This is a genomic window from Falsihalocynthiibacter arcticus (genome assembly GCF_000812665.2).
Lineage (GTDB): Bacteria > Pseudomonadota > Alphaproteobacteria > Rhodobacterales > Rhodobacteraceae > Falsihalocynthiibacter > Falsihalocynthiibacter arcticus.
The window spans coordinates 2,961,038-2,979,315 of the sequence record NZ_CP014327.1; the positions used below are offsets into that span (position 1 = coordinate 2,961,038).

The following is an 18,278-nucleotide window of genomic DNA, read 5'->3' on the forward strand; positions in this document are numbered from 1 at the left end:
CATTAAAATTGACATGTTACTACGAACGAATTACGAATTTTCCGAGTGGGGGAGTTCAAAATGGCGTCTATTAAAAAGCTGCAAACTGGCAAATGGCAGGCGCAAGTCGCCATGCAAGGTATACGAAAATCAAAGTCATTTGAGAAGCGGGTTGATGCCAAAGACTGGGCCGCGCGCCAAGAGTTCTTGATTCGAGAAGGAGAGGTTTCGGGATCGACTGAGACCATGCGCGATGCGTTGCTGCGCTATGCGCGGGAAGTCTCGCCGTCAAAGCGGGGTGCGAAGTGGGAGCAGCTGCGTCTGGAAAAGATTGCCAGAGGATCCTTGGGGGATGTTGTCCTGCGCGATGTTCAACCGATCGACATTGCGAATTGGCGCGACATGCGATTGCGCGAAGTGGCGGCCGGCACCGTAAATCGGGAAATGACCCTCTTGTCGGGCGTGTTTAGCATTGCGCGTAAGGAATGGGGGATCATCAAAGTTAACCCCATGACGGACGTGCGGAAACCTACCAAGCCCAACCCCAGGGACCGACGGATTTCCGACGAAGAAATTGCGTTGTTGATTGAAAATGGTGGTGGCGATTTGGGCGTGCAGATCGGTCGGGCGATCCATGCATTTCAATTTGCGATCGAGACCGGCATGCGCGCCGGAGAAATTGTCGGGCTGGTTTGGGATGATGTGAATTTTGAGACGCGGGTTGCCAAGTTGGAAATGACCAAGAATGGCACGGGGCGGTCTGTGCCTCTCTCAACTGCGGCTGTGGCGCTTCTGAAAGCGCTTCCCGTTGGAGAGACGGGTGGGGCGTGTTTTGCCGTGAAGAGTGCCAATCTGGACGTTCTGTTTCGGCGCGTGCGCGATCGGGCAGGGATCAAGAACCTGACGTTTCACGATAGCCGGCACGAAGCCATCACGCGGATGGCTTCGAAGCTCGATGTGTTGAGCCTAGCGCGGGTTGTGGGACATAAAGATATTCGGATGCTGCAGATTTATTATAACGAAACTGCGGAGCAATTGGCGCAGCGATTGGGGTAGGGCTGCCGTTCGAAGCAGTCAGAAACGATGTCTACTGAGCGGACTAAATAGGCTTTCGCTGCGCTTGCGCAAATGGCTGATTTTGGCAATCGTTCAGAAACGTTGGTTACTCTACATGGAAACGAACAGAGAAAAGAGTGAAATGAGAAAAGACATCGAAACGGTACGCCCTTTGCCTCAGTCTGTGATGCGACAACCTGATGGGGGCGGTTCCGAAGTGGACGACGATAAGTCGCAAATAGAGCTAGTACTGATTGGCGGGAAAGCCCATTGCAGTGGATATCTGTCTAAAGCAGAATTTACTGCTCTGATTAACAAGAATGAATTCAAAGCAATCGCGTTTCAAAAGATAGGCTGGCACAAAGGAGACTATCACTCAAGTTGGGTACCGTATCGTATTGGCGAATGAGCGCCAGCTCGATCGCTGTTTGGCTTCGCCGGTGGAAATCCCCGTCAACACAAAGATCGCGATGATGGCCTGGTCCTGGAATGTCGGTGTCGGTGCGGCCTGTCGCTCCACTTTGGTGCGTAAAGTGAACGCGGGCGATCTGCTGGGGGCCTGCCATGAATTGCCACGCTGGAATAGGGCTGGTGGCAGGGTGATCCGTGGGTTGAGCAACCGGCGCGGAGCCGAGCGCAAGCTGTGCTTGTCTGGGTTGGGGTGATGCGTCTTCCAAATCCTTGGCTCCTTCTGGCCGTTTTGGCGGCGCTCGGAGCCGTCTATGGGCTTGGGCGGGGCCATGGTGCAAAGGCGGCAATGCAGGACGTGCAGGCGGCGACACAGCGCAAAAACGTTGAGTTGTTCAACCTTGCCGAAAAAACATCCCGCATCGCCGCCGAACTCAACAGGGAACGCGCTGCGCGTGCAGCGCTTCAGGAGGATTTTGAAGATGCAGCCATTGAAGCAATGGGGGCCGATCGCTGCGCTGTTGATGCTGACAGCGTGCAACGGATCCGCGCCCTCTGGGATGCGCGCCCCTAGGCCTGATGCCGAGCTGCTCGCGCCCTGTGAAAAACCACGGCTCGCACCAGGGGCAAAGAGCCAAGCTGACATCGAAATTGCACTGGGGCGGATTGGTAGTGATTTGATCACCTGCGCCGATCGGCATGGGGCGCTGGCAAACTGGACGATCGAACATACCGCAATTGTCGGATTCCAATAGGGGGCAGAAAAAAACCAGATACCCGTGCCTATCCGTACCTGTACTCTTTCCGGCGTCACCGACGGCAAATTCGCCATTGGTTTAGTAAACCCGAACGGCCCAAACGGACTTCCGTAAGGGGACCCTAAATTCTATCGAACATATTAGGAGCGTTCAGTTCTGTTCGCTCGCCCATTTCCTCAATGTGGCATTTGCTGGGCTGTTACTGCTAACCGCAAACTGCATTGTGCTAATTTTCCACCTGTCCTCTTTGCGTCGGAGAATAACAAACCCGACATATGGATCTTCAGTTCGAAAATTGCCTTCTGCGACGTAACGGGTTTCATAGGCTGCCCAGATTGTATCATCATCCTTCAAAATTGCTTCAACACAGTTGCGCACCATAAACGTCAGCCGCTTTTCCTTGAGGTTCTTGATAAATGCTACACATATGGCACGCATCTCTGCCTCATTCTTCGCCACCGCCCGTCCCTCAATGCTTTCAAGAGTGCAAGGGATATCGCACCAGCCCAAGGTCGCCTCGACATCACCCGAAATCGTTGCCTCGCCTTGGCGATCTAGAAAATCTTGCGCAATACTTCGCGCGCTGCCGTCTAACATTTTTTTCCAATCTGAATTGTCCGCTTGTCGAAGTTGCCTAAAGGCTCTTGATGTTCTGGGCCAAACTTATGCCTAAAAGCCTTGCTGCATTTTTCGCCAAATATGCGCACCGTTTAAAACCCCTCTTTGATTCTAACAATGCCTAGAAATGGTGAAAAAAATCATTGCTTTAGCAAAAAAACTTTGTAGCTGTCATTCGTACTTCACGCAGCGAAAGGCAGTTCCGAACCCAAACCTATGGACGTTTTACAATACCACGAATGGCTGCTATCTTTGGACAGGTGAATTTCTCCAACCTTTGGCTAGGTTTGGAAAGGTTGTTGATGGAGCATAGTAAGGTGGTTGGCTCAAGGCCCAAAGACGAGCGCTTTCGAACCGCCTTAGGAAAACTTTGCAACAGAACTCCGCTTAAAATGGGGATTTATTGAGTCATGCCACTGTACAACCACATTTCAAATTTACCACTCGAATTTTAGAACAATAGTTTTGCTTGGAGCACTTTTTTAAATGCCTGCTTTTATCGTAATTACGACTTCAAACTTTTACGATCCTTCGTTCTGGTCAGGGCTTGATATCGGGCCGAACAGCACAATTGATGCTAGTGCGTTGAACGATCAAGTCGATATCACTATTACAGGGAATTCGATTGAATTTAATGTTGCTGGTTATAATTGGACCTTTTCTGACAGCGACTTGGCTAGTGGATCGTTCAGTGAGGTTGTCCAATTCGAAGGAAATGATGGGAATAGTACTGTCGGAGGCTCTGTCGGATTGGATGCATCGGGATATATAGGCGGATCTGGTGACGATACGTTTGTTGATGACGGTTTAGATGGCGGCGCTTTAGACGGTGGCGATGGCGACGATATTCTTACTGGGGGCGTCGGCAACAACAACATAGATGGCGGCAAAGGGAATGATATCCTTCATGGTGGTGACGGCAATAATAACCTCGATGGAGGACATGACGACGACATTCTGTATGCTGATAACGGTTCTGGAAATCTGATTGGCGGCCACGGGGACGACATTGTTTATGCTGGACTAAATACGACATATGCAGCCGGTGGTAGTGGCAGTGACACTTTGTACGTTCCCAAAGTGTGAGCGATGCTTGAAGTGCGACTCTTGTTAGGCCGTAGGGTAGGGGCTTCATCGCATTTCTTCCAACATCTTTTCGCGGAAGACTTCAGCTGGTGTCTTCCAGCCGAGGCATTTGCGGGGTGTGCTATTCAGGCGGTCACTGATTTCTTTGATGTCGTGATCCGTCAATCTTCGGATGTCCCGTTTGCGGGGCAACCAACGTCTAGCCCTTCGATTAGTGTTCTCGACGGTGCCTTTCTGCCACGGTGAAGAGGGGTCACAGAACCAGGTCAGCGTGCCAATTTCAGCTTGCAGATGTGGCCATGAAACAAACTCAGTGCCACGATCAAAAGTAATGGATCTGCGCGCTACATGGGGCAAGTCTTTGATTGCCTTCATGATTTTCCCCATGACCGGCTTAGTGCGCCTATTTGGGTTCTTTAAGATCAGTGTGAAGCGGCTCACGCGTTCAACTAGAGTTGTGACATTTGTCTGTCCAAGCGTTTGTTTGAACAACATTAAATCTGCCTCCCAGTGGCCAAACTGACGCCGGTGAGCAACATCATCCGGCCTGAACAAGATACTGACATCGCGATGGAACTTAGGTGGCTGGCGTTTGCGCGCACGGCGTGGTTTTCGCGACATGCGATGCGTCGGCAGATACCACCACAATTCTTGGTTCATGCCGTCTTTGGAATAGATGTAGCGGTAAATCGTTTCCTGACAGACCCTTAGCGGCGCTTTCTCGAGGATCATCCGATTGCCAATTTGCTCGGGTGTCCAACCGTTCTTAAGCTGTCTAATTACGCTGTCGCACAAGCTCGGATGTTTAATTAGCTTGCGCTGCCTTGCGCGCCTATCTGCCGTCTTCGTATGAGCCGCTTCACCATAGTATCCAGCGTATTTGGGCAAGCTTTCATCTGAGAAGTGATTGCGTCTCAATTCTCTGTAAATTGTTGATCGACAACGCTTCAGCACACGCGCCATCTCATCAACAGGGACTTTTGTGTGCTTCCAGCGTTCAATTCTGCGGCGCTCTGTGATACTAAGCTGTGTATAAGTCGTTCCCATACCGATTCCTCCTGTCAGATAACATACTGTTTTCTAACAAGAGTCGCAGTTGGAGGTAGCGCGCACCAGGATCGACTATTACGGCCTATAATTCGGGTTCTGGCACGGTAAATTTATCGAACGGCAAGTCATTTTATTACACTCGGTTCGAATCGGTCGAAATTGCTTGTTTTACTAAAGGGACCCCTCTCACGACCCCCGATAGCGAGGTTGCCATCGAGGACTTGCAACTCGGTGATCTGGTGATGACCCAGGAGCATGGACCACAGCCCATTCGCTGGATCGGCGAAAGAACGGTCATTGGAAAGGGGAGCTTAGCACCAGTATGTTTCGCCCCAGGTGCCATCGGCAATAGTGATCGATTGCGTTTATCGCCTCAACACCGAGTGCTATTCTCTGGCTGGAAGTGCGAATTGATGTTCGGTGAAGTCGAAGTTCTTGTCGCCGCTAAAAACCTATGTGACGGCGACAAAATTTATTCGGAACCTTGCGAAGAAGTCACGTATTTTCACATTATGTTCGACCAGCACGAAATTGTTTATTCTGAGGGCGTCCCCTTAGAGAGTTTCCTCGTTGGAGATCACGCCATAGAACGGAACCGCGACACCTACGATGAACTGGTTAATTTGTTTCCGGAGCTTGCCGACCCCACTCACCTTGCCCGCATCATCGCCCGGCCTCAGATCAAAAAATATGAGGCGGCCTTACTCAGATGAACCCAAGCATATAAATCGTCCAGAAATATATCGAGTTGGAAACAGGTCTTAAACTCAAAATAGAATGATTGCGGCGCGGTCTATTGTTAAGATGCAGACGCTACTAACGTGGGGTATGCATGGGTATAGTTTAAACTGAATAGTGCCCACTTCGAAAACGCAGTTTGTTGAGCGGCGACTCGGAGGCTGACCTTGCCGCATTTGTGGCGAACTCACACTAAGTCCGCGTAGTGGCCTTGATGCGTTGAACCGCTAACGGCGGGTTCGAGCCCACTTTACCGGATGCTACACGCTACACGAATGTCGGCTACCATGGTTAAGCGCTTTACGTTATTGAAAACCTGTCGAGCGTTTTCCTCTCTGGGGGTGAGCTTAACCCGTCATTTATCAAGGAAAAATTTGATGAGCCGTGTTGAACGTCTTTCTCTCTATGTCGCGCTGACCGCACTGACTGCTTTCGCTATCGATGGCGTGCTACCGGCAATGCTCATGATAGTAAGTGCTTTTGACGCAGAAACTTCGCTCTCAGGTGCGCAAATTATTACAGCATTCGTCTTAGGAATGGCTGTCGGAGAATTAATGATTGGTCCGATCAGTGATGCTTTGGGACGTCGTCCTGCTGTGATTGCAGGGCTTGTTGTGTTCATTATTGGCACAATGGTCGCCGCCACGGCAGAAAACTTTGCGGCAGTGGTTTTGGGGCGGTTCCTTCAGGGTATAGGCGTTGCCGGGCCGAAAATCGGGACACGTGCCATGATCCGGGATCGATATGAAGGCGCAGAAATGGCCAAGATCATGTCGGTTATTTTTACCTTGCTCATCCTCGTTCCGATGATTGCACCTGCGTTGGGCGCGCTGATCGTAGCAGCCGCTGGATGGCGAGGTGTGTTCTGGTCGTATCTGACATTGGCGGTAGGGTTGGGCGCATGGTTGTGGCTGCGGCATCCCGAGACGCTGCCTGTCAAGAAGCGCGTCCCCCTAAATCTACATAGGCTGTGGCAAAATATCCGAAAGATTCTGGTTCGCAACGACGTGATACCTATTGTCATCGCAACCGGTTTCGTCTTCGGCGCACAGCTTACCTATTTTGCTGTGGCTGCAAACCTTTTTGGCGAGGTTTATGATGTTACAGCACTGATGCCCGTGTTCTTCGCCCTTCTGGCAACGGGAACTGCGTTCGCTCTTATGTTGAATGTTTGGCTGGTAGGGCGCACAGGCATGGAGGCTCCGATTTTAGCAGGCCTATTGGTGTTGGGACTATCGGGCGCAGGACTTTTGATTGCTGCCGCACTTTACGCGGGTCATCCCCCGCTGGCCATTCTACTTGGCTTAACTTGGTTTGGTTTCTTTGCTCTCGGTCTTTTGTTTGGCAACCTCAATGCGTTTGCGATGCGCCCGCTCGGTGACTTGGCGGGGCTGGGAGCGTCCATCATTGCATCAGGGTCTAGTCTGGTGGCTTTTGCCTTTGCATCAGCAATTGGAACGGCCTTTGTCGCTCCGGTTTGGGCCCTGGCGTGGGCGTTTACCCTTGCCGCGCCACTGGCCATGTTCTTCATCTTACTCGCAATACCGGCTGGGTCTAGAAAGCAGTTTTTTCAAACTATCCGCAGATGGATGTGATCTATCGGACATTGCGGGCTCGTTCGGAAACAAAGCCTGTATTGGTCAAAGCGGTCATTCACCCACCCGAGACCAAAGTCGGATAAGTCCGCATACCCGACGTCGGTACATTGTGCCGCGAACGGCGGGTCTGAACCCATTATGACCGATTTTTTGTGTGACGGCGAACGTCCAGTTTCGGCGCGATTTAGTTCCAGAACGTGAACGATGAGGACGAGATTACAAGCGGTCCGATGGCTTGTGTCATTGTGGTCCAATCCACCTGCAGGCTGTCGTTACTGGGCAATGTTTCTGGGGCCGCGTTCAGTGCGTAAAGCGTGATGGTATATTCGTGACGTGCGCCGCGTGGGGAGCAAGGCGGTGTGTACCCTGTGAATCTCTCATCTTTGTCCGCGCCTTCATCGCCCAAGGAGGTTGGGTTCCCGCGCGGAATGGCGGTTGTGTCTGCGGGGATGTTCCACAAGAGCCAGTATTGGCTGGGCGCGTCGGTGCCTGCGATTTTGCCGCGCGGATAGTGTTGCATGATGACTGCGAGGCTCTGCGTTCCTTCGGGAACCGTTGACCATACGAGCGGAGGCGAGAGGCCATCCCCCCCGTCGCGGCTGCATTTTAGATCGCTTGGCAGGTCACCGCCACTTACAATGGCCGGACTAGTCAGTGCGAAAGTGTCTTGGGCGGTCGCCGCACCCGCCCAGATGCCGCAGAACAGCAGCGGAGCGAGGCCGGACAAGCGGTGGGCAAGGGTCATCGGCAGAATTCCCCTTCCATGACGTCCCCATCGTTGGTCACGGTTTTGGTGGTGTAGTCGTAACAATTTTCCGTAGCAGCGGGGCTGTAGCGGATGAAGTAATCTTCGCCTTCATAGCTGTAGTCCATGCTGCGGCTGCCATCGGCGCTTTGCGTGAAGACGAGGTCTTGAACGCCACCTTGAGGTGGGCGACCTGGTTGTGCGCCGCCGCCGCTTGCGGCTGATAGGGGCCGTACACGGGGCAAATCATTGAAGTTCGGCAGCTCGCCCATCAGGCATTGCACGATATAGGGCGCGTCTTGTGAGGTGTGGTAGCGGTAGCCAAATGTGTCGTCGGTCTGCCCGTTGCAAACATCCAGTACACCCCCTTCAATGGTGCTGCCGTCGGGGTTTGTGTCGCCATAGATCGGAAAGCCGTCAAACGCCCAGCCGATGATTGCTTCTGGTCCCGCATTGGCCATTTGCGCGATCATACAGGTCGGCGCGACGTGATAGTGGTAGTCATCGCCACGACCAGCGTGCCCGCCGCACACGTCCAATTGGTCCGTTTGTAGCGTGTCGTGTTGTGCCTGATGGTGCGCCAGATCAGCTTCCGACATCTCGCCGCCGCCAGTGTAGTCATAAATCGGCACCCCGTTGACCGCCACGCCGAGTGCTGCATCGCGGGTTAGCGGTGTTCCCGAAAAGACGGGATTGAGGAGGACAGGTGCGGGGTATTCGGCGGGAACGGGCACTTGTTCGTTAGTACCGACGATGCCCGTCATCATGTCATGATCGGGATAGGTGTCGGATGTCAGAATGGCTTGGGTGTCGGAGCAGGTTACGGTGACACTCTCGGCGAAGCCTGCATCCGCGACAGAAGCGGCCACAGCATCGCAGCGGTCGTCGTGGGCAAGTGTAGGGCTAGCAACGGCGATAAAAAGCGGACAGGCCAGAAGGATAATTGTGCGGTTCATAGTGCAGATTCCTAAAGTATGGGTCAATTGACAGTGATACGGCACAAGACGGTATTGCTTTGTTCAAGGTCGGGTCCCCAGATCAGCTCGGCTTTTGGATCCCAGCTGATGGCGTCGTAGCCGTCTTTTGGGCTGACCTCGCGGGCAGTATAAACGTTGGCTTGTGGCCAATCGGATGCGTCAAAGGACGCTGTGTCCCAGCCTGCGGGTTCGTCCATAGTGTCAAATGTGCAAACCCCTTCGCCAGCCACGGGATTTTTGGACGCCTCGCAGGATTTATCCAAGGGGGCCGTGTGGATGACTTCACATGCCCATTCTGCGGAGCTGGCGGCCACGGTCTGTCCGGCTGCGTCGCGGATTTGAAGGATCAGCCCGCCATCGCCCATCTGTTGGCGCCCCGTTCCGATATATTCCAAACCTGTATCGTTTTCTTTGAAGTCTTTGGCCACAACACCCACCACGAAGGGGCGCTCGGCCTCAAACGTGAAACTTTCTGCATTGAAAGACCGCTCTGTTGTGATCGGTACACTGTCCTGCGCGACCTGCGTGCCGTTGATGCGCATCTCGAACCAATTGTCGGCCCAAACGTCCGATGAAAAGGTCTCAGCGCCAGAGGCGGTGGCGCAGATTGAACTCAGTGCGAGTATGGCGAAGGTAGGTTTCATGATGGATCCAATGTGTTTGTGACATCGGTTATACGCGCACCATGGATCATTCCGTCGGGCTTAGTTGAAATTAATTTAGCTATGACGCCAGATTTTGCCACTCGGAGCCAGCGCCCCGTCATCGATGACGCCATGTGTCGAGCGTGTCGCTTCCGACAATATAGCGAGGCAGTCGACTGAAGGGCTGGATAAACGGACCTTGGCGCAGAGGCAGCAAAGGCGCACATCGTCCGAATGTTGCGCTCTGACCGTTGGCCTCAAAGCGTTGAGCAACGGGGTGGCAGCATGCATGCCCCTAAATAGGAACATGCATGCTCAAGAACCGATGGGACATAATCGTCCTTAAAAATCGGCAGTCCGATCATTGATTACGAAGCCATTTTCCATCTCCAACGTCGTAGGTTTTGTGATCTTGGCTATGACTTTACGCACATCAATGCTCTCAACGGCTTGTGTCTTATATGTCTTGTAATAATACTGAACGTTTTTGGTATCGGAAGCGGACGTCCAGATTGTGTAATCAGTTTGCAGGCTGTCGTCATGACCTTCGCGGATCGCGCCTTTTGGAATGTCAAAAGCGTTGAGGATGTGAAACGCATTGAAGATCGCCTCACTTGCGTCTGCCGCCGGGAGTGTCGTATTTGCGAACGCAACCGCCCTTACAAAACGTGAGGGCGACGTGAAATCGCCTGGAAGTCCGGCCATTCCAGTTCCCTGTCCATAGGGCTGCAATGTCTGACGGCCAACTGTGATTTCTGGCACGTTCTCAGCTTGCAGGCCGATATAGTTGCGCAGGTTGGTCAGGTGCCAATCGTAGGGCGGATTGTTGGTCATAGCATTCACGGTGTTATCGTGGATAGTAAGGCCGTCCACAGTGTATTCGATAACGATCGAAGCGCCGCTAGCATCAGTCACACCGTAATGAAACGGTGCCACGCCTTTGAGCGCGTCAATATGGGTGCCCACGACCTCAATGGTTGGCAGAGCGGCCTTGACCTCGTCTACGGTCGCGAATTGCCCAAGGATCCAGTTGCCCAGTTCTTCGGAAGAAACCGCATGGTCGCGATTTGCGTCACTGACGGTACCAAAAACGGCGTCACCGGCGAAATAGAACGCACCGAAATAAAGCCCTTCGGTATTCAAACCGTCGAAAACAATCGGCATGTCGAGACCGTTAGCACCGAGAAATCCATACTTAGCTTCGAATGTGAAGCCCGTTTGTTCCTTATCTAGCACGAGAGTTTCAATGGATGTTCCAGCTGGCACTGCATAGATATTAGATTGGACATCAAACCCAAATTCCATGGTGCGCGCAGGAACCACTGTACCATCCTGCGCGTGCAGCACGATTCCCGTACAGGCAAGAGCGGATTGGGTGCCTAAGGCAAGTATGGCAGCCCCAGCTATCAGGGTCTTAATGCTCTTAAAAACATTATTAGCTGTTGTAATTTTCATGTTATTTTTCAAATCCTTAGGTGGTGGTAGTTAATGTGACTCAGGGCTACATAGGCTTCTCAATCTTAGCAAGTTTATAATGCCGATAATCGGTAACAGATATGGAGTGGCCTGTAGCGTCTACCGTGTAGTGCTGTTAAATATCCATTGATCTACCGGCACTCTGAACAGTGGGTGCTGCCTGCATGGCGCTATATGTCGCTGCAAATGACTGAATTCTGCCAGTGACCATTTCTGTTTCCGCCCCTTACGTCCCTGTAATTGCGCTGTAAGGAACGTTTCAAATTTGACGCAATCGAAAATTAAAATGTAAGCGCAATTACGATTTATTTACGAAATTTATTCATAATTAATTGAATCTAAACATCAAACGTTGCATCTCACCCGCACCAATATCTTCAATTTTTCCTTATTTTGATCATTGGTGGCGATAGATTTTTTCTGCCCCCACTTATTTGTTGGTGGCCATACGACTGTCGTTCGCCACTTGGTGAACCTCCGCTTTCGGTAGAACTACTGTGCAATGTCTCGATAGAGGTGACTGTCGGTCTCTACCGGAAGTGGACGTGTTCACTTGGACGGAATGTGGTCATTCGCTGCACGACGCGCTTAGGCCAGCTCTACGAGACCTTTTCGCCATTTGATGTACCGGTTGTTCCAAAGGCCCCTCTGGCCAAGCCCGGTGTTGACAGACGATATATGCAATTTCAGCTTGTCACGAACTTCAGCTTCAATAAGCTGCTCAAAAATAAAATCCTAGACTAGAAACTGAGTTCGCTTGGGAATGGTGTCTAGCTACCGCCAAATTCGTGGCACATCATGTTGGAGAAATAAATGGAATTCGCAACTTTTGATCTCCAGGGATTCGAAAAATCTGGATTGTCTAAGCGAAATGCACTTGCCGCGCAGTTGGATAAGATCTGCCGAGACAGCGGATTCCTCGTTTTGACCGGGCACGGCGTTTCGGAAAACTGTATTACGGATATGCAGAATGCAGTGCAAGAATTCTTCAAGCAAGCACCCGATGACAAACAAAAAGTGAAAGCACCCTACGCTGGTTATCCCTATGGTTATCTGGGGCCAAATAGCGAGGCGCTAGCCAAGTCAAAGGGCGTAGATACGCCGCCAGATCTGAAGGAGAGTTTCAACGGTGGGCCGCAAGACGTGCCCCATGGTATCGTTGATCCCGAGGCATTGGAATTTTGCTACGTCCCAACGATATGGCCAGACCTAGACGGTTTCAAACCCGCGTGGCAAACTTATTATGGCGAAATGGAAAGTCTAGCCTCACGGATTATGGTGGCATTTGCAGTCGCGTTGAACCTGCCCGACGGCTTCTTCGAAGATTACATCAATCATCCGATTTCCGGTTTGCGGGCGTTGAATTATCCTGCAACAGATGAGATTTCGTTGCTGAATCAACAACGAGCAGGTGCGCACACTGACTATGGGTCACTTACGATCTTGCTGCCGCAAGCTGAAAGCCAAGGTCTACAAGCTGCATTGCCGGATGGGGGCTGGTTTGATGTTCCGACGCCCAAAGGTGCGTTTGTAATCAATATTGGTGATCTAATGGCGCGATGGACCGCCGACCGTTGGGTCAGCACATTGCACCGCGTCGTCGCAAAGCCACATCAACCTGCTCGGCAATCATTGGCCTTTTTTCATCAACCCAATTGGGACGCCGTGATTGCCCCCTAGATGGCTCTAAAAAATACGAAAACGTTTTGTCAGGGCCGTATTTGATGGAAAAATTCAAAAGCACCGGTTCTTAGATGTAAAACATTTTCAGCCAATCGCTACTCTTTAAAATGTGGCCATTCGCTACGTCTGAGAAATAGGGGGTTCGAACCTGCCGTTAGTTGCCAACGCATCAAGGCTCGCTATGTGGACAAAACTGCCGTCTGTTAATTCACTTCAATGGGCTTTGGGGTTTATGCTGAAGCAACTGATTTTACCGCCTGAAATCCCCCCTTACGCCAAAGGTTCCTACAGGCTCACACCTGTGATGTCGTGATTGTCTTCATACGAATGCGCGAGACCTATCCCTCGATCAATGAATGACAACTTAGACCATATGAGCGTTTTGCGGCGGTGACATACTAAGTGCCGCAGTGTCTTCTCGACGGACTGGAAAGTTTGAAGGAGGAAACAAATGGAAAAGACAGTTTACGTAGGTTTAGATGTCCACGCGGATACAATCGCGGTTGCCCTGGCAGATGAAGGTCGTGGCGGCGAGATGCGGTTTTATGGAACAATTGTCAATTCAGCAGACACTGTATTACGGCTGACCAAAACGCTGAGCCGCGATGGTAAAATCCCAACATTTTGCTATGAAGCGGGCCCTTGTGGTTATGGCTTGCATCGGCATCTAACGAGGCTGGGGTTTGAATGCGCCGTTGTTGCGCCAGCCCTAATACCGCGCAAAGCGGGCGACCGAATTAAGACAGATCGACGTGATGCCGAAATGTTGGCACGGCTTTGGCGTGCCGGGGAACTCACGCCAATCTGGACGCCAGACGAAGAACAAGAGGCCATGCGGGATCTCATCCGCACTCGTAAACAAACGGTGGACGCCTTGAAGGTGGCCAAACAACAGCTCCTGAGCTTTCTGTTACGTCATGGCCTTCGGTACAGGAACGGCAGCTATTGGACGAAGCGGCACCGCCGATGGCTGGCCGAATTGCGTAAGTTTCCATATCCGCACCAGCAGATCGCCTTCGAGGAGCTCAAACGTGCCATCGACCAGATCGAGGCACGTATTGCAACGCTGGACCAAACAATCGAAACGGCCATCAAAAGCTGGCGTTTTGCCCCGGTCGTGGATGCGCTTCGGGCGTTGCGCGGCATAAATACGACAATCGCGGCGACCGTTGTGGCTGAGATTGGGGATATCACCCGCTTCGAGAATCCTCGCCAACTCATGGCCTGGTTGGGATTGGTGCCAAGCGAGCATTCCAGCGGATCGACCATCCGGCGCGGTCGATTGACCAAAACAGGCAATGCGTTAGCCCGAACAATGTTGGTCGAAGCAGGGTGGTCATACAGGCATCCGCCAAAGGAAGGGCACCCTTATCTCAAACGATCCGCGCACCTGCCACAGCAGATCAAGGACATTGGCTGGAAGGCACAGACCCGTCTGTGTAAACGGTATCGGCATCTAAGCCGCGCAGGAAAACCCCAGCCCCGTGTGATCGCAGCAATCGCCCGCGAATTGGCTGGTTTCGTTTGGGACATCGCCCGGAAAACGCCGCTCCCCACCTGAGCACAGAGACAACAGACTGCCTGTGCAGAACGCTGGAGATGGCAGCCAATGATAGGTGAACCCTCGGCGTACGTTGGGATAGATATCCGTTCTTAGAGAGAGGCAAGCCCGCATCGAATATGGTCAGGCGGCAACCAACCCGCGGATGAGAGCATGATAACCATCGGTTCGAGCTGACGTCTCCAGCGCCATGCACAGGCTACATATTTTGACCATCCCGCGTCAGTGGGGTAGTATAATCGTGTCGAGAAGATCAAAAACGCTCATGAGAACGTACACCAAAATCCACTAAAAAGTTGTGGGTGTTGGGCTAATGGCGACCAGGGCATTCGCGCCACATCTACGATATATTGTTTCGTGTGACACTCGGTTTTGCTCTTCATCAGGATATTTGCGTTTGAGCCACCCTGCGATTTTCTGCGGTGACCATTTCCGACGCAGCTGCAAAGGTTCGTTAAACGAAAGCTTACACAATTTGGGCCGGGTTGCGCAGTCCCAGGCACGCTGATCTGAGTGGGCGGCGCGATAGGCTTGACGACCGCCATTCCTGCGAACCTCTCGACTGATTGTCGAAGGAGACCGGTTCAGGGTTTGCGCGATTGAACGAAACGACAGCTTTGCGGCAATCCCGCGAGAAACCTCCTCCCGTTCAATGTGGCTCAAAGCACATCGCGACCGCGTGCGAACAGCGGGTTGGACCCCACCAGTCCGCGCCAAATGAGGGAAGATCGAAGAAGACGCACGACTGAAGTGACGACCAATCGATCTCATTGACTCACCGCGTTGCCACCGATCCCAAATCTCGGACTTCTGTCTGTCCGTATTAAACGTTCGTGTGCGATACTTCATGATAAACACTCCATCTCTTCTAAAAGATTAAAGTGTTGCGACGACCCATTGAAACCACAGCTTTAAGCCGACGTTAGAATTTCGTGCAGCGAATGACCTTACTGTATTTTTGAACATATACGAGCGAGTAAAAACAAGGACTCAGGCTCCTCGCTCTACACATCGTTAAGCTACCGGCAAGAGGCGGCGCCTTGTTCTACGCCGTCACCTACCTCTTATAGTTCCTAGGCGTTCAAACTGAAAAAATCGTGCTTTGTCACACGGTTCTCCCGTACAGCCCGATCCACGAAGGGGCATGCACCGACCACATTGTTCAGAATTTTCAGTCTATTGGAGGCGAATTTCAACCAATCCGCGATGAATTGCCCCCTTTTGAAGCAGACGTTTACCTCTCCTGAAGAATCAAACCATAGGCGTTTACCAAGCGCGTCCCAAACCCTTAGACATAGTCCACACGTTAAATCTTTGCATCCTAGAGCTTTGGTAAACACCCTTGGCCGAGTCCATGCCCGGAATTTCAATCCTGGACTTCTCGATCAACTGTTGCGATTTTTTAATCACCGGATCGATAGCATATTTCAGGCGCAGCGCCTCTTGCTGCCAGTTCTGCTTGCCCATGTTCTCAAAGTTGAAATCCATGATGCTCGAATGGTCTTGAATCGAGATGTAATAACAACCCAGAATTGGGGAGGTCTCAAAGAGCTTTAGGTCGAATTCCTTGGCGTCGAGAATCTTGTTGGCCGCCTGTATCTCTCTGCAATCAACGGCGAAATCCGCGAGCTGGTTTAACAATGTCGCAACGGTTTCGCACGCACCGGCCACTGTGTTTGTAGCGGCACCACCATCGAGCAGCAGGCCAAGACCTTTTGCGACGAAAGCGCCGGAGTGGATGCCCGCTTTTCTTGCTTTGTAACTGATTTGACGGTCCAAAATCTGACTGATTGCCGTCAGCGCTTCGGCAGGGTCTCCCAAGCGGATAGAGGGGCGAATTTTCATCATTTTTTCCGCGCTATCGATGGTTTTAATAACGTCATTCCAGCCAAGTACAGCTTTTCCACCGGACGAGACCAAGCCAAAAAGTGGCGCCGCACTGATCGCGAATTCTTGGGCACTTGAACCGAGCACGGCTCCAATGATTTCTTTTTTGGGGCCGTCGGAAACACCGGTGGTTATCAACTCGATCGTTTCCTCGATCTTACTTACAAGGCTGCCAAACTTTTTAGTCGCTTTGGCTGTCTTATAGCTAACACCCGCTGAAGACTTAGCAACCTCTTCCGTTTTCGACCAGAAATCATCTTTTTTGGCTCGGGCTACGCCAAAAACGCTGTGTTTCAGCACAAGTTTCTTCCCGTCGAACATCTTTGCCTTGGCGGCGTTTTGGAGCTTGCGGACCTCGTTCTTGGCGAAAAAGTCTTCCCACTCATCCCCCAAACTATCAAAACTTACCTCAGCACCCAAAACGTTGAGCTGCTTGTAGAGGTCCTCCACCGCGCCTTTAGAATTCCTGACGCTTTTGTGCCAATTCTGTTTCTTTGAGTTCTGTGCATTTATCCAGCTGACCAGCGCAAATTTTGCCTGAGATTCATTGCGAACCATCAATGCTTGATCAATCGCTTTGAGCGCAGCACTCCGCGGACTCGTTAACGAATATGTTTTCTTCATCCAATCGGCGTGCGACATGGCCAATGCCATATTTCCTCCTAAACGTTTTAATACTAAAGTAAGACGCTCCTTTTTTAAGGGTTTTGCAGCCTAAAACTGAAGTAGTTCTGCATTTTCAGGCAGGAAATGGGTCGATGATATGTGAATATTCATACTGTTTGGTTCTGGTGTGTCAAGGTTATGAATACTTTGAGATTTCTAGACACATTATTTGAACGGCTTAGGCGTAGCTAACAGCAGCGTCTCCGGTGGTATTTTGATCAAAGAGGGCAATAACGCGCCAGCCCGTTGGTTTGCGAATGACAGAATTCTTTACAACTGGCAGGTCTACGCAAATAGATCCAACGACAAGACTATAGATCGGCACCTTGCCGTCATTCGTTATTGCGAAAACAAAACGCAAGGAAAAGACTTTGGCAGCGTCACGATTGAAGATTTATGCAAGGTGCGGAACGATTTAAAACAGTGTACAGTGGCGGATGCAGAGGGTCAGCTCTGGTGGATTACGGCACGCATTCCATGCGGCGAACAAAAGTCACCCAGATTTACAAGAAAACGGGCAACCGGCGCGCCGTTCAGCTCTTGCTAGACAAACCAAAATGGGCAGCACTATTTGATTTCACGACCTGCCCACCACAGGCGATCATCGATCATGAAAAGGGTTACACTGTCTTTTTTCTCTGAGCGATTGAAAGCTATGCTGAGGACAGCGGTGTTCGTCCGCGCCCACTTTCGGGTTAGGTCTTCGCACTCACTTCGAGACCCATCTGTTTGCGCTCGGCACTCCAGAAATTTTTCACTTTGGGCCGCTTGAATGTTCGCATTATCGCGGGGAGTTATACCGAAATATGTTGGCCTTGAAAAAGCCATTCCCTCGACGGAGATTGTGGCTGAGCCAGCGTGGGTAATTCCGCCACCCATGTTTTCTAGGAGTATGTAGCCACCGGTAGAAAACGGTCCTTCATCGTCGTCGGCGGGGGTTTCAACAAGAAAACCAAAGGCGCTTGGCGCATGCCAAAGCACATAACGATCTGCGTCTACTGTTTTAGAATTAGTTTCCCAAAGAGAAATATTTCCTTGCTCGGGACTCTCCTGAACATTCGCCAACTTCAGTCTGGGATATTCGTCCCCGCAGGTCTTTGAATGCCAAAGGGAAAGTAGGGTTCCATTCGCAAAACTTTACTCTTCGCAGAACGGGTAGTTGGATAAAGGTCGGAATTATCTAGAGGTGCTTCTTTTGCGGGAGCTTCGGCCGCGTTTGGAACGCAAGCGCTCAGCACAGCCACGGCGATCACGGTCAGAGAGAGTCTTGCCCAAAACCCACGCGACCAAAGTATCCTTAACATAATGTCCTCCAACAAACTTATTCTCAAGAATCGTCGATATCAAA

18 protein-coding genes and 2 pseudogenes are annotated in these 18,278 nt (G+C 51.5%); 11 read left to right on the plus strand and 9 right to left on the minus strand.

The window, feature by feature from the left end:
• Positions 1-60 precede the first annotated feature (60 nt).
• From RC74_RS14605 to RC74_RS14625, 5 genes are all read left to right on the plus strand, one after another.
• Positions 61-1,035 carry a tyrosine-type recombinase/integrase gene (locus RC74_RS14605; RefSeq protein ID WP_039003159.1) on the plus strand — a complete coding sequence of 325 codons (975 nt, stop codon included), beginning with the start codon at positions 61-63 and terminating at the stop codon, positions 1,033-1,035.
• A 115-nt stretch (positions 1,036-1,150) separates the two neighbouring features.
• A complete protein-coding gene (locus tag RC74_RS14610; RefSeq protein WP_039003160.1) occupies positions 1,151-1,444 on the plus strand; it encodes a hypothetical protein in 294 nt (97 codons plus the stop codon).
• A 31-nt stretch (positions 1,445-1,475) separates the two neighbouring features.
• Positions 1,476-1,700, plus strand: a complete 225-nt coding sequence (locus RC74_RS14615; RefSeq protein WP_417935190.1) for a glycoside hydrolase family protein — start codon at positions 1,476-1,478, stop codon at positions 1,698-1,700.
• The gene (locus RC74_RS14620) at positions 1,700-2,017 is read left to right on the plus strand and encodes a hypothetical protein (protein ID WP_039003162.1); all 318 of its coding nucleotides are present in this window, start codon (positions 1,700-1,702) and stop codon (positions 2,015-2,017) included. The genes RC74_RS14615 and RC74_RS14620 overlap by 1 nt, the downstream gene beginning before the upstream one ends.
• Positions 2,004-2,198 (plus strand): hypothetical protein, encoded by a 195-nt coding sequence (locus RC74_RS14625; RefSeq protein WP_039003163.1) that lies wholly within the window; start codon positions 2,004-2,006, stop codon positions 2,196-2,198. Before RC74_RS14620 ends, RC74_RS14625 begins: the two co-directional genes overlap by 14 nt.
• Positions 2,199-2,351: 153 nt before the next feature.
• Here the strand turns inward: RC74_RS14625 and RC74_RS14630 are convergent, their stop codons facing one another.
• A complete protein-coding gene (locus tag RC74_RS14630; protein WP_039003164.1) occupies positions 2,352-2,798 on the minus strand; it encodes a hypothetical protein in 447 nt (148 codons plus the stop codon).
• 507 nt (positions 2,799-3,305) lie between these two features.
• Here RC74_RS14630 and RC74_RS14635 point away from each other — a divergent pair.
• A complete protein-coding gene (locus RC74_RS14635; protein WP_052274935.1) occupies positions 3,306-3,905 on the plus strand; it encodes a calcium-binding protein in 600 nt (199 codons plus the stop codon).
• Positions 3,906-3,950: 45 nt separating this feature from the next.
• On the opposite strand, the gene RC74_RS14640 is transcribed toward RC74_RS14635, so the two are convergent.
• Complete coding sequence (locus RC74_RS14640; protein ID WP_062628295.1) at positions 3,951-4,952, minus strand: IS30 family transposase; 1,002 nt, start codon at positions 4,950-4,952, stop codon at positions 3,951-3,953.
• 224 nt (positions 4,953-5,176) lie between these two features.
• Between RC74_RS14640 and RC74_RS21840 the strand changes: the two genes are divergently transcribed.
• Positions 5,177-5,668, plus strand: a complete 492-nt coding sequence (locus RC74_RS21840; RefSeq protein ID WP_236939945.1) for a Hint domain-containing protein — start codon at positions 5,177-5,179, stop codon at positions 5,666-5,668.
• Between the two features lie 402 nt (positions 5,669-6,070).
• The gene (locus tag RC74_RS14650; protein WP_062628296.1) at positions 6,071-7,288 is read left to right on the plus strand and encodes an MFS transporter; all 1,218 of its coding nucleotides are present in this window, start codon (positions 6,071-6,073) and stop codon (positions 7,286-7,288) included.
• Between the two features lie 187 nt (positions 7,289-7,475).
• Here the strand turns inward: RC74_RS14650 and RC74_RS14655 are convergent, their stop codons facing one another.
• The 4 genes from RC74_RS14655 to RC74_RS14670 all read right to left on the minus strand — a co-directional run bounded on the left by RC74_RS14655 (position 7,476) and on the right by RC74_RS14670 (position 11,112).
• Complete coding sequence (locus RC74_RS14655) at positions 7,476-8,036, minus strand: YbhB/YbcL family Raf kinase inhibitor-like protein (RefSeq protein ID WP_052275038.1); 561 nt, start codon at positions 8,034-8,036, stop codon at positions 7,476-7,478.
• Positions 8,033-8,992: a YHYH protein gene (locus tag RC74_RS14660; RefSeq protein WP_039003795.1), complete on the minus strand. Its 960-nt coding sequence runs from the start codon at positions 8,990-8,992 to the stop codon at positions 8,033-8,035. The genes RC74_RS14655 and RC74_RS14660 overlap by 4 nt, the downstream gene beginning before the upstream one ends.
• 23 nt (positions 8,993-9,015) lie before the next feature.
• A complete protein-coding gene (locus tag RC74_RS14665) occupies positions 9,016-9,657 on the minus strand; it encodes a PEBP family protein (RefSeq protein ID WP_039003794.1) in 642 nt (213 codons plus the stop codon).
• A 342-nt stretch (positions 9,658-9,999) separates the two neighbouring features.
• Positions 10,000-11,112 (minus strand): linear amide C-N hydrolase, encoded by a 1,113-nt coding sequence (locus RC74_RS14670; protein ID WP_039003793.1) that lies wholly within the window; start codon positions 11,110-11,112, stop codon positions 10,000-10,002.
• An 834-nt stretch (positions 11,113-11,946) separates the two neighbouring features.
• Here RC74_RS14670 and RC74_RS14675 point away from each other — a divergent pair.
• Together RC74_RS14675 and RC74_RS14680 are read left to right on the plus strand one after the other, a co-directional pair.
• Entirely contained in the window at positions 11,947-12,813 is an 867-nt protein-coding gene (locus RC74_RS14675) for an isopenicillin N synthase family dioxygenase (RefSeq protein WP_236939946.1), read from the plus strand.
• A 454-nt stretch (positions 12,814-13,267) separates the two neighbouring features.
• A complete protein-coding gene (locus RC74_RS14680; protein ID WP_039003212.1) occupies positions 13,268-14,377 on the plus strand; it encodes an IS110 family RNA-guided transposase in 1,110 nt (369 codons plus the stop codon).
• A gap of 342 nt (positions 14,378-14,719) precedes the next feature.
• Here the strand turns inward: RC74_RS14680 and RC74_RS14685 are convergent.
• Together RC74_RS14685 and RC74_RS14690 are read right to left on the minus strand one after the other, a co-directional pair.
• Positions 14,720-15,226, minus strand: a pseudogene (locus RC74_RS14685) (transposase); the annotation flags it as partial.
• Between the two features lie 417 nt (positions 15,227-15,643).
• On the minus strand, positions 15,644-16,918 hold the full coding sequence (locus RC74_RS14690; RefSeq protein WP_038999856.1) for a hypothetical protein: 1,275 nt from the start codon (positions 16,916-16,918) through the stop codon (positions 15,644-15,646).
• Positions 16,919-17,392: 474 nt separating this feature from the next.
• On the opposite strand from RC74_RS14690, the pseudogene RC74_RS23760 reads away from it, so the two are divergent.
• Positions 17,393-17,505 (plus strand): annotated as a pseudogene (locus RC74_RS23760) (integrase); the annotation flags it as partial.
• Positions 17,506-17,997: 492 nt separating this feature from the next.
• Here RC74_RS23760 and RC74_RS22545 read toward each other — a convergent pair.
• On the minus strand, positions 17,998-18,234 hold the full coding sequence (locus RC74_RS22545) for a hypothetical protein (protein WP_038999861.1): 237 nt from the start codon (positions 18,232-18,234) through the stop codon (positions 17,998-18,000).
• Positions 18,235-18,278: the final 44 nt, after the last annotated feature.